General features: G+C 71.5%; 16 protein-coding genes and 1 pseudogene. 15 read left to right on the forward strand and 2 right to left on the reverse strand.

Going from position 1 to position 16,331, the window contains the following annotated elements:
* Positions 1-34: 34 nt before the first annotated feature.
* Both QUE38_RS14915 and QUE38_RS17705 read right to left on the reverse strand, forming a co-directional pair.
* Positions 35-487, reverse strand: coding sequence for a DUF4395 domain-containing protein (locus QUE38_RS14915; protein ID WP_286309074.1), 453 nt, complete (start codon positions 485-487; stop codon positions 35-37).
* A 101-nt stretch (positions 488-588) separates the two neighbouring features.
* A pseudogene (locus tag QUE38_RS17705) lies at positions 589-1,020 on the reverse strand (thioredoxin family protein); the annotation flags it as partial.
* Positions 1,021-1,026: 6 nt separating this feature from the next.
* Here QUE38_RS17705 and QUE38_RS14925 point away from each other — a divergent pair.
* From QUE38_RS14925 to miaA, 15 genes are all read left to right on the forward strand, one after another.
* A complete protein-coding gene (locus tag QUE38_RS14925; protein ID WP_286309079.1) occupies positions 1,027-1,836 on the forward strand; it encodes a thymidylate synthase in 810 nt (269 codons plus the stop codon).
* On the forward strand, positions 1,833-2,381 hold the full coding sequence (locus QUE38_RS14930; RefSeq protein ID WP_286309081.1) for a dihydrofolate reductase: 549 nt from the start codon (positions 1,833-1,835) through the stop codon (positions 2,379-2,381). The genes QUE38_RS14925 and QUE38_RS14930 overlap by 4 nt, the downstream gene beginning before the upstream one ends.
* 330 nt (positions 2,382-2,711) lie before the next feature.
* Positions 2,712-3,581, forward strand: coding sequence for a type IV toxin-antitoxin system AbiEi family antitoxin domain-containing protein (locus QUE38_RS14935; protein ID WP_286309082.1), 870 nt, complete (start codon positions 2,712-2,714; stop codon positions 3,579-3,581).
* A 97-nt stretch (positions 3,582-3,678) separates the two neighbouring features.
* A complete protein-coding gene (gene dapA / locus QUE38_RS14940; protein ID WP_286309083.1) occupies positions 3,679-4,656 on the forward strand; it encodes a 4-hydroxy-tetrahydrodipicolinate synthase in 978 nt (325 codons plus the stop codon).
* 60 nt (positions 4,657-4,716) lie between these two features.
* Positions 4,717-6,393: a ribonuclease J gene (locus tag QUE38_RS14945; RefSeq protein ID WP_286309086.1), complete on the forward strand. Its 1,677-nt coding sequence runs from the start codon at positions 4,717-4,719 to the stop codon at positions 6,391-6,393.
* Positions 6,394-6,470: 77 nt separating this feature from the next.
* Positions 6,471-6,965 carry a GNAT family N-acetyltransferase gene (locus QUE38_RS14950; protein WP_286309087.1) on the forward strand — a complete coding sequence of 165 codons (495 nt, stop codon included), beginning with the start codon at positions 6,471-6,473 and terminating at the stop codon, positions 6,963-6,965.
* Positions 6,966-7,057: 92 nt separating this feature from the next.
* Entirely contained in the window at positions 7,058-9,880 is a 2,823-nt protein-coding gene (locus tag QUE38_RS14955; protein ID WP_286309088.1) for a DNA translocase FtsK, read from the forward strand.
* Between the two features lie 20 nt (positions 9,881-9,900).
* The gene (gene pgsA / locus QUE38_RS14960; RefSeq protein ID WP_286309089.1) at positions 9,901-10,497 is read left to right on the forward strand and encodes a CDP-diacylglycerol--glycerol-3-phosphate 3-phosphatidyltransferase; all 597 of its coding nucleotides are present in this window, start codon (positions 9,901-9,903) and stop codon (positions 10,495-10,497) included.
* Complete coding sequence (locus tag QUE38_RS14965) at positions 10,490-10,984, forward strand: CinA family protein (protein WP_286309091.1); 495 nt, start codon at positions 10,490-10,492, stop codon at positions 10,982-10,984. The genes pgsA and QUE38_RS14965 overlap by 8 nt, the downstream gene beginning before the upstream one ends.
* A gap of 136 nt (positions 10,985-11,120) precedes the next feature.
* The gene (locus QUE38_RS14970) at positions 11,121-11,429 is read left to right on the forward strand and encodes a helix-turn-helix domain-containing protein (protein ID WP_281881776.1); all 309 of its coding nucleotides are present in this window, start codon (positions 11,121-11,123) and stop codon (positions 11,427-11,429) included.
* A gap of 71 nt (positions 11,430-11,500) precedes the next feature.
* Positions 11,501-11,725 (forward strand): DUF3046 domain-containing protein, encoded by a 225-nt coding sequence (locus QUE38_RS14975; RefSeq protein ID WP_286309094.1) that lies wholly within the window; start codon positions 11,501-11,503, stop codon positions 11,723-11,725.
* 271 nt (positions 11,726-11,996) lie between these two features.
* Positions 11,997-13,070: a recombinase RecA gene (recA, locus tag QUE38_RS14980; RefSeq protein WP_286309097.1), complete on the forward strand. Its 1,074-nt coding sequence runs from the start codon at positions 11,997-11,999 to the stop codon at positions 13,068-13,070.
* 251 nt (positions 13,071-13,321) lie between these two features.
* Complete coding sequence (locus QUE38_RS14985) at positions 13,322-13,789, forward strand: regulatory protein RecX (protein ID WP_286309098.1); 468 nt, start codon at positions 13,322-13,324, stop codon at positions 13,787-13,789.
* Positions 13,790-13,849: 60 nt separating this feature from the next.
* A complete protein-coding gene (gene miaB, locus QUE38_RS14990; RefSeq protein WP_286309099.1) occupies positions 13,850-15,409 on the forward strand; it encodes a tRNA (N6-isopentenyl adenosine(37)-C2)-methylthiotransferase MiaB in 1,560 nt (519 codons plus the stop codon).
* On the forward strand, positions 15,406-16,326 hold the full coding sequence (gene miaA / locus QUE38_RS14995; protein ID WP_286309100.1) for a tRNA (adenosine(37)-N6)-dimethylallyltransferase MiaA: 921 nt from the start codon (positions 15,406-15,408) through the stop codon (positions 16,324-16,326). The genes miaB and miaA overlap by 4 nt, the downstream gene beginning before the upstream one ends.
* Positions 16,327-16,331: the final 5 nt, after the last annotated feature.

Consider the following 16,331-nt stretch of genomic DNA (forward strand, 5'->3'; position numbering starts at 1 on the left):
TAGCCGCGGCCGTGCCGCACGGGGAGGGGTGGCGTCAGGATGCGCGGATGACCCGTGCGCGCACCAGCAGCGCGTACATGCGGCAGCCGAGGCAGAAGTCGAACGCCGCGTTGAGGAACGCCGCGACGAACGCGATCGACGCCGAGATCCAGACCGCCCCGTCGACGCCGAGGAGTGCGAGCACGAGGCCGGCACCGGTGACGGCGAAGCCGACGCCCTGAGCGAAGGTCGGCGGGCGCGGGTCCTCCGTCTCGGCCGGAGGCGCGAGGCGAGGGCGCACGAAGCGCTTGAAGAGCGCACCCCAGGGGTGGCGGCGGATGCCCGCGAAGGCGCCCCACGCGAACAGCGCGACGAGCGCGGCGAGCAGCAGCAGCGCCGCGAGCGACGCGCCGGCGAGGTCGAGCACGACCACGGTGAGCAGCAGCACGGACGTGACGGCGGCGCCGAAGCGCGGGCCGCGCGGGTCGATCGGGTCAGGTCGTGACACAGGGGGTCCTCGGGCGTTCGAGCGATGGGGAGTGCGGCCGTCACGTCGGCGCGCATCGGCGCACCGGCGAAGCGCTGCACCGCGACGCCGTCGGCGTCGAGCACGACGACGGTGGGGGTCTGCGTCACGCGGAACCGCGCGGCGAGGTCGAGGTGCGTCGCGACGTCGAGCTCGACGTGCGCGAGGTCGGCGTCGGTCGCGGCGATCTCGCCGAGCGCGCGTGCGGTGCCGGGGCAGCGCGCGCAGAACTCGGAGGAGAACTGCAGCAGCGTGGCGCGCGCGGGCAGCGCGTCGAGGTCGAGCTCGGCGGCATCCGCTCGCTCGCCCTTCGAGGCCGCGGCCCGGCCCTCGCGGCGCTTCACCAGGACCCCGAGCACCGACGTGCCGGCCAGCAGGGCCGTGGCGACGCCGAGTGCGAGCAGGAGATCCATGCACCCGAATGTACGCCTGCCCACCTGAGCGGCGCCCGAGTGTGACGGACGATGACGCGCCGCATCCGCCCCCTCGTCGCGGGCACTGACCGGGGCTACCATCGGGGCGTGGCCGCAGTCATCCCAACCCCGTACGAAGACCTGCTGCGCGAGGTGCTCGCCGGCGGCACGCCGAAGTCCGACCGCACCGGTACCGGCACGCGCAGCGTGTTCGGCCGCCAGCTGCGCTTCGACCTCGCCGAGGGCTTCCCGCTCATCACGACCAAGCGCGTGCACTTCAAGTCGGTCGCGTACGAGCTGCTGTGGTTCCTGCGCGGCGACTCGAACGTGCGCTGGCTGCAGGAGCACGGCGTCTCGATCTGGGACGAATGGGCGGATGCCTCGGGCGACCTCGGCCCCGTCTACGGCGTGCAGTGGCGATCGTGGCCGACGCCGTCGGGCGCGCACATCGACCAGCTCGCGCAGGTGATCGAGCAGATCCGCGTCTCGCCCGACTCGCGGCGCCTCGTCGTCTCGGCGTGGAACCCGGCCGACATCCCCGACATGGCGCTCGCGCCCTGCCACGCGCTGTTCCAGTTCTACGTGGCCGACGGCAGGCTGTCGTGCCAGCTCTACCAGCGCAGCGCCGACCTCTTCCTCGGGGTGCCGTTCAACATCGCCTCCTACGCGCTGCTCACCCACCTCGTCGCCGCGCAGACCGGCCTCGGCGTCGGCGACTTCGTCTGGACCGGCGGCGACTGCCACATCTACGACAACCACGTCGACCAGGTGACCGAGCAGCTCACGCGCGACCCGTACCCCTATCCCTCGCTGCGCATCACGGCCGACCGCTCGACCATCTCGGACTACGAGTTCGAGGACCTCGAGGTCGTCGACTACGTGCACCACCCCGCGATCCGGGCCGCCGTCGCGGTATGACGGATGCCCCTGAGCCGGCGCCTGGTCTCGGCGCGCCGTCGATCGGCCTGATCTGGGCCGAGGCGCGTGGCGGCGTCATCGGGCGCGACGGTGTCATGCCGTGGCACCTCCCGGAGGACCTCGCGCACTTCCGTGACGTGACCCGCGGTGCCCCCGTGGTGATGGGCCGCCGCACCTGGGAGTCGCTGCCCCCGCGCTTCCGCCCGCTGCCCGGGCGTCGCAACATCGTCGTCTCGCGCGAGGCAGCGGCCGCCTTCGACGGCGCCGAGCACGCGGCATCCGTGCCCGGCGCCCTCGCGCTCGCCGCCGCGCCCTCGCCCATGCCCCCGGACCGCATCTGGATCATCGGCGGCGCCGAGCTCTACCGCCAGACCATCGCCCTCGCCGACCGCCTCGAGGTGACGCGCATCGACGCCGACATCGACGGCGACACCCGCGCCCCCGCGATCGGCCCGCACTGGCGCCTCGCCGCATCCGACCCCGCCTCCGGCTGGCACACCGCAGCCTCCGGCCTCCGCTACCGCTTCGACACCCTCGCCCGCTGACCCGCCCCCACCTGCGCGCGTCGCCCGCCGGCCCGCGTTCGGCCGACCCCGCCGGTGCGAAACGTAGGACTCGATCGGCGACGCGCCGCGTGGCCCACCCGCATCCGCCCACATTTCCTACGGTTCGCTCTGCCGTCCCCGCGCCATCCATGCCCGGCTCGTGCGAAGCGTAGGACTCGATCGGCGACGCGCCGCGTGGCACGCCCGCATCCGCCCGATTCTCCTACGATTTGTCCCGCATCGTCTCCTCCACAGCCGCCCGAACCGCCCGAACTTCCCGTGAGACGCGGCCGACGCGCACCGCCGTCGCCGGACCGCCACGCTGCTCGAGTGACTGAACCGCACCTCGTGCAGCGCACCTGCCGCGACCTCGGCGGCGTCGCCCGCGCCGCAGAGCTCGCCGCGGCAGGCGTAGGCCGACGCGCCCTGGCCCGCGCGCTCGCCGACGGCGCACTGATCCGGCTCCGCCAGGGGATCTACGCAATGCCCGACCTGGATCCCGACGCAGCCGCCGCCGTCCGCCACGGTGGAGCGCTCGGATGCCTCTCCGCGGCCCGCGCCCTCGGGCTCTGGGTGCTGACCGACGACGATCGCCTGCACGTGTCTATGCCCCCGACCGGGCGCTCGCGCGAGCACCCGGACTGCGCGTGCGTCCTGCACTGGACCGGCGGCGTACTCCGACCCATCGCATCGATCGTCGACGTGCTCCGCCAGGTGCTCGCGTGCGCCGGCCCGGAGGAATTCTTCGTGTGCCTGGAATCGGCGATGCGGCTGAAGCGGATCGACGCCGCCGGGGTCGCGCGCCTCCGCGCACGGGTGCCGTCCTGGGTGCGGCCACTCGTCGACGACGCCCAATGGGACGCAGACAGCGGCCTCGAGTCCCTGCTGCGGTTCCGGCTCCGCCCGTACCGGCTGCGAATCCGCTCGCAGGTGGTGATCCCGACCGTCGGTCGCGTGGACCACGTCATCGGCGACCGACTGATCCTCGAGGCGGACGGGCGCGAGAACCACGATGGTGGGTCCGAGCGACACCGAGACCTGGTCCGAGACGCGGCCGCCGCCGCGCTCGGGTTCGACACCCTTCGGTTCGACTACGCGCAGATCGTGCACGACTGGCCGTCGGTTCGTGCCGCGATCCTGGCCAAGGTCGATGCCGGCCTCCACCTGCGGTGTGCGGATCGGAGGAGATTCAGCGCCTGAGCGTGCTCGGCAGCGGCGTGTCGACCGATTCCTCCTTCAGTTCGCACGCGAGGGTGCGACGCACGGCGCGCCCCGCCGGAGCGATAGCCTGTACCCCGTGACTTCCCCGGAGAACCCGTTCGGCCAGGTGCTCGTGGCACTCGTCACCCCGATGACCGCCGACGGCGAGGTCGACTGGCCCGCGGTCGAGCGCCACATGGACCACGTGATCGCGAACGGCGCCGACGGCATCGTCGTGACCGGCACGACCGGCGAGACCTCGACCCTCACCGACCCCGAGAAGATCCGCCTCGTCGAGGTCGGCAAGGACGTCGCGGCGGGCCGCGCCAAGATCATCACGGGCGGCGGCTCGAACGAGACCGCGCACGCCATCGAGCTCTACCAGAAGAGCGAGCAGGCCGGCGCCGACGGCATCATGATCGTCACGCCGTACTACAACAAGCCCACCCAGGCGGGCGTGCTCACGCACTTCCGCATGGTGGCGGATGCCACGGACCTGCCCGTGATCCTCTACGACATCCCCGGCCGCACCGGCGTCCCGATCAGGTACGAGACGATCCTGCGCGTCGCCAAGCACCCGAACATCCTCGCGATCAAGGACGCCAAGGGCGACTTCTCCGAGGTGAGTCGCGTGCTGAACCAGACCGACCTGATGTACTTCTCGGGCGACGACTCGAACGTGCTGCCGCACCTGTCGATCGGCGCGACCGGGCTCATCGGCGTGACCGCGAACATCGTGCCCGGGCCGTACCGCACGATCGTCGACGCGGTGAACGCGGGCGACCTCAAGACCGCCACCGCCGCCCACCGCCAGCTCGAGCCGCTCGTGCGCGCCACGATGACGCACGTGCCCGGCACGGTCGCGGCGAAGTACATCCTGCACGGCCTCGGCCGCATCGGCAGCCCGCGCGTGCGCCTGCCGCTCGTCGGGCCCGAGGAGTGGGAGGCTGCACTCATCGAGGACGAGATCGACCTCGTACGCGACCTTCCGGGCGTCGACTTCCGCCACTTCCGGCCCGACCGCAACGCCGCCGCGGGCGGCGCGCTGCCGAAGATCGCCGGCACCACCCGATAGACGACGCGGATGCCCCGACAGGGCCGTCCGCACCACAGACAACCGAACACAGGAGGCCCCATGCAGGGCGAGATCGTCGAACCCGCACCCCTCGAGCCCGGCACGCTGCGCGTGATCCCCGTCGGCGGACTGGGCGAGGTCGGCCGCAACATGACCACCTTCGAGATCGACGGCAAGATCCTCATCGTCGACTGCGGCGTGCTCTTCCCCGAGGAGCACCAGCCCGGCGTCGACCTGATCCTGCCCGATTTCGCGCCCGTGCGCGACCGGCTCGACGACATCGTGGGCGTCGTGCTCACCCACGGCCACGAGGACCACATCGGCGCGGTGCCGTACCTGCTGAAGCTGCGCGCCGACATCCCCCTGATCGGCTCGGGCCTCACCCTCGCGCTCGTGGAGGCGAAGCTCAAGGAGCACCGCATCCAGCCGTACAGCCTCACGGTGAAGGAGGGCCAGCGCGAGTCGCTCGGCCCGTTCGACCTCGAGTTCGTCGCGGTGAACCACTCGATCCCCGACGCGCTCGCCGTGGCGATCACCACGAGCGCCGGCAAGGTGCTCGCGACCGGCGACTTCAAGATGGACCAGCTGCCGCTGGACGGCCGCCTCACCGACCTGCGCGAGTTCGCGCGCCTGGGCCAGGAGGGCGTCGACCTGTTCCTCGTCGACTCCACGAACGCGGATGTCCCGGGCTTCACCCCGCTCGAGCGGGCGATCGGGCCCGTGCTCGACCAGGTCATCTCGCGCGCCGAGCGCCGCGTCATCGTGGCGAGCTTCTCGAGCCACGTGCACCGCGTGCAGCAGGTGCTCGACGCGGCCCACGCGAACGGCCGCCGGGTGGCGCTGCTCGGACGCTCGATGGTGCGCAACATGACCATCGCGGCCGACCTGGGCTACCTGCACGTGCCCGAGGGCGTGCTGGTCGACTACAAGAAGTCGGGCGACATCCCCGACGACAAGATCGTCTACATGTCGACCGGGTCGCAGGGCGAGCCGATGGCGGTGCTCAGCCGCATGGCGAACCTCGACCACCAGATCGAGGTCGGCGTGGGCGACACGGTGATCCTCGCGTCGAGCCTCATCCCGGGCAACGAGAACGCGGTCTACCGCGTGATCGACGGGCTCACCAAGCTCGGCGCGAACGTCGTGCACAAGGCCAACGCGAAGGTGCACGTCTCCGGTCACGCGGCCGCGGGCGAGCTGCTCTACTGCTACAACATCCTGCAGCCGAAGAACGTGCTGCCGATCCACGGCGAATACCGGCACCTGGCAGCGAATGCGGCACTCGCGATCGACACCGGCGTGCCGGCGAAGAACGTGTTCATGGGCGAGGACGGCAGCGTGTTCGACCTCAAGGACGGCCAGGTCCGGCAGGTCGGCCAGCTCGACCTCGGCTTCGTCTACGTCGACGGCTCGACCGTGGGCGAGATCACCGACGCCGACCTGAAGGATCGCCGCATCCTCGGCGAGGAGGGCTTCATCTCCGTGATCGTCGTCGTCGACGCGGCGACCGGGCGGGTCATCAGCGGCCCCGAGATCCACGCGCGCGGCTTCGCCGAGGACGACAAGGTGTTCGACGACGTGAAGCCGAAGATCGAGAAGGCACTGGCGGATGCCGCGCACAACGGCGTCCGCGACACGCACGCACTCCAGCAGGTCGTGCGTCGCGCCGTCGGCGGGTGGGTCAGCCGCAAGCTGCGGCGCCGCCCGATGCTCGTGCCGCTCGTCATCGAGGCGTAGCCCGGGAGGCGCGGACGCGCAGCCGCCGGTCAGGGGCCGGAAATCGCCGCGAAACACCGGCGGCGTAGCATCCGCTCATGGTGGCGTCATTCACCCTGCGTCCGGCGGTTCCCGCCGACGGGCCGTTCCTGGCCGAGATGGTCGTCGAGGCGGCCAACTGGCACGCGGCGCGCGCCCGGCCGAAGTTCGCGGTGCTGACCGACCCCGCGCACGTGCACTACGTGTCGGGCTGGATGCGTCCGGGCGACGTCGGCGTCGTCGCCGAGAACCCCGACGGCGAGGCCGTGGGCGCCGCCTGGTACCGCATCTTCAGCAAGGACGACGCGGCGCACGGCTTCGTCGCGACCGGCGTGCCCGAGTTGATCATCGGCGTGCGCCCGATGTGGCGCGGCGTCGGCGTCGGCCGCGCGCTCATGCGCGAGCTCGTCCGCAGCGCGACGGCCGCCGGGTACGTCCGCATCGCGCTGAGCGTCGAGCAGGGCAACTTCGCCGAAGGCCTGTACCGCAGCGAGGGCTTCCGCGTCGCCGAGGTGCATCCGCCGCGCCTCACCATGGTGCGCCGGCTGACCTGAGCGAGCGGATGCCCCGCCAGGGCGGATCGCCGATCGCGAACACTCGCGCCCGCTTCAGGCCCGAAGTCGGCCGCCGCCCCTAACGTGGACGCATGGCCACGAGCACCAAGTCGACGAGTCGCGCCTCCGGGCGGTCCGGCCGCGGCAGCTCGTCGTCCGGGGGAACGACGAAGAAGACCGCGACGAAGCCGGCCGCGAAGGCGCCGGCGCGCTCCAAGGCGCCCGCAAAGCGGGCCCCGCGCGACCCGGATCGCGATCCGCTCCTCGTCCGCGCGTGGATGGGCATGGCCCACGTCGCCGGCGGCGCCGCACGCGCGCTCGGTCCGGAGACCCTCGCCAAGGAGGACCGCCGCGACGGCCTGCCGTTCTTCCTCGTGCTCCTGGCGATCGCCGGTGCGGTCGTCGAGTGGTTCCTGATCAACGAGCCCGTCGCCCAGGTCGTCGACGCCTGGACGTTCGGCGGCCTGCTCGGCCGCGTGGCGTTCGCCCTGCCGGTCATCCTGCTCGTGTTCGCGATCTGGCTCTTCCGCCACCCGAGCTCGGTACACGACAACACGCGCATCGGCATCGGCCTGTGGCTGCTGCTGCTGACGGTCTCGGGGCTCTGCCACATCTTCGGCGGCCAGCCCGACCCGAGCGAGGGCATGGAGGTGCTCGCGACCGCGGGCGGCATCCTCGGCTGGATGCTCGCGCAGCCGCTCGTGCTGCTCACGACCGAGATCGGCGCGACCGCGATCGTCATCGTGCTGCTGCTGCTGTCGATCCTGATCATCACGAAGACCCCGCCGAACCGCATCCCGTCCCGACTGGGCGAGCTGTACCGCTGGCTGTTCGGCGCGACGCTCGAGGAACAGCCCGAGGCGGAGCCATCCGAGAAGAAGTCCCGCCGCGGGAGGAAGTCCACCCAGGTCGAACTCGACGGCGTCGACGACGAGGACGACGAGCCGTCGTCGCCCGGCGTGCTGCCGTGGTGGCGGCGCAATTCGTCGAACCGCGAGGAGGACCCGGAGTTCGACTCCTCCGGCGACGGCATGACCGAGGTGTTCGGCGACGGACGCCCGGAGGGCGGGTTCGAGACGGCGCTCGAGGGTGCGCCGGTCGGGCGCGCCGAGTACGGCGCCGCCGTCGAGAGCGACCTGCAGCGCGCGGAGTCGGCCATCCAGGACTTCGGCGGCGCGGGCGCGCCGCCCGTCGCGCGCGACGCCGGTGCCACGGGCGCGACCGAGGTCCTGCCCGGGTTCGTGGCCGCAGCGGCGGGGGAGTCGGGGTTCGACCCCAACCAGGTGCCCGAGCAGGCTTCGCCCGAGGCCGAGCATCCGTACCACCTGCCTGCGGCGTCGACCCTCGCGGCCGGTGCCCCGGCGAAGTCGCGGTCGGCCGCCAACGACGATGTGGTGCGCGCGATCACGCACGTGCTCGACCAGTTCGGCGTCGACGCGAAGGTGACCGGGTTCTCGCGCGGCCCGACCGTCACTCAGTACGAGATCGAGCTCGGTCCGGGCGTCAAGGTCGAGCGCGTGACCGCGCTGTCGAAGAACCTGTCGTACGCGGTCGCGTCGAACGAGGTGCGCATCCTCTCGCCCATCCCGGGCAAGAGCGCGATCGGCGTCGAGATCCCGAACTCCGACCGCGAGATCGTCACGCTCGGCGACGTGCTGCGCTCGTCGACCGCATCCGGCAGCACCCACCCGATGACCATCGGCGTGGGCAAGGACGTCGGCGGCGGCTACGTGGTCGCGAACCTCGCGAAGATGCCGCACCTGCTCGTCGCCGGCTCCACCGGCTCGGGCAAGTCGAGCTTCGTGAACTCCATGATCACGAGCCTGCTCATGCGCGCCAAGCCGGCCGACGTGCGCATGGTGCTCATCGACCCGAAGCGCGTCGAGCTCGCCCCGTACGCCGGGGTGCCGCACCTGATCACGCCCATCATCACGAACCCGAAGAAGGCGGCCGAGGCGCTGCAGTGGGTCGTGAAGGAGATGGACATGCGGTACGACGACCTCGCGTCGTTCGGGTTCCGCCACATCGACGACTTCAACAAGGCCGTCGTGAACGACGAGATCGTGCTGCCCGAGGGGAGTGAGCGCACGCTCAAGCCGTACCCGTACCTGCTGGTCGTGGTCGACGAGCTCGCCGACCTCATGATGGTCGCCCCGCGCGACGTCGAGGACTCGATCGTGCGCATCACGCAGCTCGCGCGCGCGTCGGGCATCCACCTCGTGCTCGCGACCCAGCGGCCGTCGGTCGACGTCGTCACGGGCCTCATCAAGGCGAACGTGCCGTCGCGGCTCGCGTTCGCGGTGACGAGCGTGACCGACTCCCGCGTCATCCTCGACCAGCCGGGCGCCGACAAGCTCATCGGCCAGGGCGACGGACTCTTCCTGCCTATGGGCGCGTCGAAGTCGATCCGCGTGCAGGGCGCGTGGGTGAGCGAATCCGAGATCGAGAAGGTCGTCAAGCACGTCACCCGCCAGGCCCGGCCCGAGTACCGCAAGGACGTCGAGGCGGCCGTCGAGAAGAAGGAGATCGAGTCCGACATCGGCGACGACCTCGAGGTGCTGCTCGCCGCGGCCGAACTGGTCGTGTCGACGCAGTTCGGCTCGACCTCGATGCTCCAGCGCAAGCTGCGGGTCGGCTTCGCCAAGGCGGGCCGGCTCATGGACCTGCTCGAGTCGCGCGAGATCGTCGGGCCGTCCGAGGGGTCGAAGGCGCGAGACGTGCTGGTGACCGCCGAGCAGCTGCCGGGCGTGCTCGCGAGGCTCCGCGGCGAGGAGCCGGTCGAGCATCGCCCCGCCGCATCCGCCGCCCCCGCCGAGCCCTACGAGGGCGACCCGGTGGCGCGCATGTCGGAGGGTCACGAAGAGGTCGACGGCGGGTCGGACGAGGACGCCTGGGGGCTCACCGGCCGCGACTGAGCGACCGGTAGTCTTTCCCCATGAGCGACGCCGACAGCCCGACCCGATCGGCGAACTGGAACCTCCCGAACGCCATCACCGTGGTGCGCATCCTGATGGCGCCGTTCTTCTTCTGGATGCTGCTGGCCGACGGCGGCTCCGACGGCCCCCTCCGCTGGATCGCCGCGGCGTTCTTCATCGTCGCGATCTCGACCGACGGGCTCGACGGGCACATCGCGCGCAGCCGAGGGCTCGTCACCGACCTCGGCAAGATCCTCGACCCGATCGCCGACAAGCTCCTCACGAGCGGTGCGCTCATCTGCCTGTCGATCCTCGGCGAGCTGTGGTGGTGGGTCACCGCGCTCATCGTCCTCCGCGAGGTCGGCATCACGGTGTGGCGCCTCGTCGAACTGCGACGCGGCAACGTCGTGCCGGCGTCGAGCGGCGGCAAGCTGAAGACGGTCGTGCAGGCCGTCGCGATCTCGCTCGCGCTCACGCCGCTCTGGCTGTTCCTCGGCGACTGGGTGTTCTGGGTGAACTGGTTCGCCATGGGCGTGGCGCTCGTGCTCACGGTGTGGTCGGGCGCGGTGTACCTCGTCGACGCCGCGAAGCTGCGGCGCACCGGGGCGGATGCCTGAGGGCGCGCGCTCGCTCGTCGACGCGCTCGCCGCGCGGGGCATGACCGTCGCCGTCGCGGAGTCGCTCACCGGCGGGATGCTCGCCGCGCGGATCGTGGACGTGCCCGGGGCATCCGCCGTGTTCCTCGGGGGCATCGTGGCGTACGCCACGGAGCTCAAGCACGACCTGCTCGGGGTGGATGCCGCGCTGCTCGCGGAGCGCGGGCCGGTGGACGCGGAGGTGGCCCGGCAGCTCGCGTCGGGGGTGCGGCGCGCGTGCGCGGTCGACGGGCGCGAGGCCGACCTCGGGGTGGCGACGACCGGGGTCGCCGGGCCGGACGCGCAGGGCGGGAAGGCGCCGGGGACGGTGTTCGTGGGGGTCGCGACCGACGCGGGGTCGCGAGCGGTCGAGCTCGCGCTGACGGGGGAGCGGGCCGCGATCCGCGCGGCGACGGTCGAGGCGGCGCTGGCCGAAGCGGTCGCCGAAGTGCGGAATAGACGGCGTTAACAGGCCGTTACATGTACGGCATTCACACGCAAAGCCCAGTGTGCGACGCTAATGTCGTAGGAAGGGAACCAGTCGCCAGTCGACCGGCTCCCGGATCGGCCGCTCGGGCCGATGGGCAGAGAGAAGGAGGTTCCCGATGGTTCTGGTTCGTCAGGAAATCGGCGATGTGCTGAGGGACTTCCGCCTGCAGAAGGGTCGGACGCTCCGACAGGTCGCGAGCAAGGCCAGCGTGGCCCTCGGCTACCTGAGCGAGGTGGAGCGCGGCCAGAAGGAGGCCTCGAGCGAGATCCTCGCCTCGGTGGCGGAGGCGCTCGAGACCCCGATCTCGACCATCATGCGCGAGGTCGGCGACCGTCTGGCAGTGATCGAGGGCATCGACCCGATCCCCGACACGGTTCCCGACGAGTTCGTGGCCGGCTTCGACGCCGACATGATGGTGCGCTGACCCACGACACATCGACGTACGGAACGACCGGCCCGCGGGCCGGTCGTTCTCGTTTCCCGGCAGGAGGGCCCGTGAAGCTCAGCGAGTTCCGCATCGCGGTCGACGACGAGTTCGGCGCCGGCTACGGCCGTGTGGTCGTCGCCGACCTGGTGCTGCCCACGCTCGCCGGGCGCACGGCCGAGCAGGCGCTGGCCGACGGCGTGCCGGCGCGCGAGGTGTGGAACGCGCTGTGCGACGCGACCGACGTGCCCTCGCATCGCCGCTACGGCGTTGGGCGCCTCGACCACCGCGGCTGACGCGGGTGCGGATGTTCGATGAATCGCGCATGACACGCGGCGTGTCGATCGAACACGTGTTCGGATTCCGGGCGTAGTCTCCTCAACAGGCGGGTGAGCCCCGCGCGTCGGGAACTCCACGGCGCTGCAACCGACCGATGTCGGGGGTGGTGCGTAGCGTGAACGGCGTCGGATCACACCGCACCGCCTTGTCGACGAGGTGTCCCGGGTCACGGCCCGGGCGCGGAGCGACAGCCTACAGGCAGCAGCACCGAGACGAAGGAGACAGCACATGCCCTCACCCGCAGACCGCGAGAAGGCCCTCGAGACGGCCCTCGCACAGATCGACCGCCAGTTCGGGAAGGGCTCGGTGATGCGCCTCGGCAGCGAAGAGCGCGCTCCCGTCGAGATCATCCCCACCGGCTCCATCGCACTCGACGTGGCGCTCGGCGTGGGCGGCCTCCCGCGCGGCCGCATCATCGAGATCTACGGCCCGGAGTCGTCGGGTAAGACGACCCTCACGCTGCACGCCATCGCGAACGTGCAGCGCGCCGGCGGCATCGCCGCGTTCATCGACGCCGAGCACGCGCTCGACCCCGACTACGCCAAGAAGCTCGGCGTCGACATCGACTCGCTGCTCGTCTCGCAGCCCGACACGGGTGAGCAGGCGCTCGAGATCGCCGACATGCTGATCCGCTCGGGCTCGATCGACCTGGTCGTCATCGACTCGGTGGCCGCGCTCGTGCCCCGCGCCGAGATCGAGGGCGAGATGGGCGACTCCCACGTCGGCCTCCAGGCGCGCCTCATGTCGCAGGCGCTCCGCAAGATCACCGGTGGCCTCAACCAGACCAAGACCACCGCGATCTTCATCAACCAGCTCCGCGAGAAGATCGGCGTGTTCTTCGGCAGCCCCGAGACCACCGCGGGCGGCAAGGCGCTGAAGTTCTACGCGTCGGTGCGCCTGGACATCCGCCGCATCGAGACCCTGAAGGACGGCGGCGACGCGGTCGGCAACCGCACGCGCGTGAAGGTCGTGAAGAACAAGATGGCCCCGCCGTTCAAGCAGGCCGAGTTCGACATCCTCTACGGCGTCGGCATCTCCCGCGAGGGCAGCCTCATCGACTACGGCGTCGACCAGGGCATCGTCAAGAAGTCGGGCGCCTGGTACACCTACGACGGCGACCAGCTCGGGCAGGGCAAGGAGAACGCCCGCAACTTCCTCATCAAGAACCCCGACATCGCCGAGGAGATCGAGCAGAAGATCCTCGGCAAGCTCGGCATCGGCGCCAAGGGCATCCCGATGGGGGACAGCGTCGGCAACGTCGAGTCCATCCAGGGCAAGCTCGGCGCCAAGAAGGGCGCATGACCCGCTCCACGAACACCGGCCGGGGCGATCGCGACGATGACGCGATCGCCCCGGTCGCCTACCTGCCGTGGGTGCAGCCCGGCGACGCGGCTTCGCCGGCTGACGCTGCGTCCGCAGACGAGTCGTCACGGTCGGAGCCCGCGCGGAAACAGCCGGCCAGCCGTGCGCGGCCGGAGCTGTGGGGCGTGGTGCCGGGTTCGGAGCCATCCGACTGCGAGCGCGTGGAGGCTCGGCTGGCAGAAGAACCCGGTGTGGATGAGGACCGCGTCGACCGCGTGGTGCTCGCACGGCTGCGGCGGTCTTCTCTCAGCGTGTCGGAGGTCCGCCGGCTGCTCCGCGAGCACGATGTCGAGGCGGAGCAGATCGACGGCTGGATCGATCGGTACGAGCGGCTCGGCTACCTCGACGACCGATCGTTCGCCGACCAGCTCGCCGCCTCGCTGGTGGAGCGCAAGGGCTACGGGGCCGGTGCGGTACTCGCCGAGCTCCAGCGCCGCGGCATCGACCAGGCGCTCGCGCGCGAGACCGTTGACGCGCTCGACGGCGACGACGAGCGGTCGCGGGCGATCGAGCTCGCCGCCGAGCGCGTCCGCCGCATGGGATCGCTCGACCGCACCGCTGCGGTGCGCCGGCTCTCCGGCTACCTGCAACGCCGCGGCTACTCGGGCGATGTCGTCCGCGAGGCCGTGAACGCCGCGCTCGACGGCGCGCACGTCTGACTCGGCACGTGCCGGCCGGGCGCTCGCATCCCGCATGCGAATCGTAGACTGGTGCGCATCATGAGCAGCATCACCGAGACGCCGACCGTCATCGAGGGGTCGCGTGGCGCAGTCGACGACGCCGGCCGTGCGCGCACCTACGAGGTGCGCACCTTCGGCTGCCAGATGAACGTGCACGACTCCGAGCGCCTGAGCGGCTCGCTCGAGGCCGCCGGCTACGTGCCCGCCGAGGGCGCCGAGCCCGACGTCGTCGTCATCAACACGTGCGCGGTGCGCGAGAACGCCGACAACAAGCTCTACGGCAACCTCGGTCACCTCGCCGGCGTCAAGCGCCGCCACGAGGGCATGCAGATCGCCGTGGGTGGATGCCTCGCGCAGAAGGACACGAGCACCATCCTCGAGAAGGCGCCGTGGGTCGACGTGGTGTTCGGCACGCACAACATGGGCGCGCTGCCGCGTCTGCTCGAACGCGCGCGGCACAACGACGAGGCCCAGCTCGAGATTCTCGACGCGCTCGAGACGTTCCCGTCGACGCTGCCGACGAAGCGCGACTCGAGCTACAGCGGCTGGGTGTCGATCTCGGTGGGATGCAACAACACCTGCACCTTCTGCATCGTGCCGTCGCTGCGCGGCAAGGAGAAGGACCGCCGGCCCGGCGACATCCTCGCCGAGGTGCAGGCGCTCGTCGACGACGGCGCGATCGAGGTCACGCTGCTCGGCCAGAACGTGAACTCCTACGGCGTCGAGTTCGGCGACCGGCAGGCGTTCGGCAAGCTGCTGCGCGCCGCCGGGCGCATCGACGGCCTGGAGCGCATCCGCTTCACGAGCCCCCACCCGGCCGCGTTCACCGACGACGTGATCGACGCCATGGCGGAGACGCCGAACGTCATGCCGCAGCTGCACATGCCGCTGCAGTCGGGCTCCGACCGCATCCTCAAGGCGATGCGCCGGTCGTACCGCAGCGAGCGGTTCCTCGGCATCCTCGACAAGGTGCGCGAGCGCATCCCGCATGCCGCGATCAGCACCGACATCATCGTGGGCTTCCCCGGCGAGACCGAGGAGGACTTCCAAGAGACCCTGCGCGTGGTCGAGGCGGCGCGGTTCGCGTCGGCGTTCACGTTCCAGTACTCGATCCGCCCCGGCACGCCCGCGGCGACCATGGACGACCAGGTGCCGAAGGAGGTCGTGCAGGACCGCTACGACCGCCTGATCGCCCTGCAGGAGCGCATCAGCCTCGAGGAGAACAAGGCGGTCGTGGGCCGCGAGGTCGAGCTGCTCGTCGCCACCGGCGAGGGCAAGAAGGACGCCGAGACCCACCGCATGTCGGGTCGCGCGGAGGACAGCCGGCTCGTGCACTTCGAGGTGCCGGCAGGCTCCGAGCTGCCGCGTCCCGGCGACGTCGTCACCGTGACGGTCACCCACGCCGCGCCGTTCCACCTCATCGCCGACTCGCCCGACGGTGCGCCGCTGCGCATCCGCCGCACGCGCGCCGGCGACGCGTGGGACCGCGCGCAGGCCGACAGCTGCGGTGTGCCGGCCGCCCCCGGCGCGGCATCCGGCGGCGCCGTCTCGCTCGGCCTGCCGACCGTGCGCGTGGTGGACGAGACCCGCACGACGTGACCCTGATCGCGGTCGTCGGCGCGACCGGCACCGGCAAGAGCGAGTTCGCGCTCGACGTCGCCGAGGCGATCGCCGCGCGCGGCGGCCGCGCAGAGGTCGTGAACGCCGACGCCATGCAGCTCTACCGGGGCATGGACATCGGCACCGCGAAGCTCGCGCCCCACGAGCGCCGGGGCGTGCCGCACCACCTGCTCGACGTGCTCGACGTCACCGACGAGGCATCCGTCGCCGCGTACCAGCTCCAGGCGCGCGCCGCGATCACCGCGATCCGCGAGCGCGGCGCCGTGCCGTTGCTCGTGGGCGGGTCGGGCCTCTACGTCTCCGCCGTGCTCTACGAGTTCGAGTTCCCCGGCACCGACGCCGAGGTACGCGCACGGCTCGAGGCCGAGCTCGAGCGAGACGGTCGTGGCGCCCTGCATCGCCGCCTGCGCGAACTCGACGCGCCCACGGCCGAGGCGGTCGGCCCGCACAACGCCCGCCGCATCGTGCGTGCGCTCGAGGTGATCGAGGTGACCGGTGAGCCGGCCGCGGCCCGGCTGCCCGACGAGCCGGTGCCATGGACGCGACACGAGACGGTGCGCCTGCACGTCGACCGCGACGAACTCGTACCGCGACTCGACGCGCGCGTCGAGCGCATGTGGCGCGACGGGATCGTCGACGAGGTGCGGGGGCTCATCCCGCAGGGCATCGAGCGCGGGGTCACCGCGAGCCGCGCGATCGGATACGCCCAGGCGATCGCCGAGGTGCACGAGAGGATGCCCCGGGAGGACGCCATCGCCGAGACGCAGGCGCTCACCCGGCGCTACGCCCGCCGCCAGGTCGGCTGGTTCCGCCGGTACGCCGATACGACCGTGCTCGATGCGACCGACGCCGATGCGCGGGCCGAGCAGGTGCACCGCCTCGCGACCCTAGACTGATCGGC

Source organism: Agromyces mangrovi (assembly GCF_030296695.1).
GTDB classification, from domain to species: Bacteria; Actinomycetota; Actinomycetes; order Actinomycetales; family Microbacteriaceae; genus Agromyces; species Agromyces mangrovi.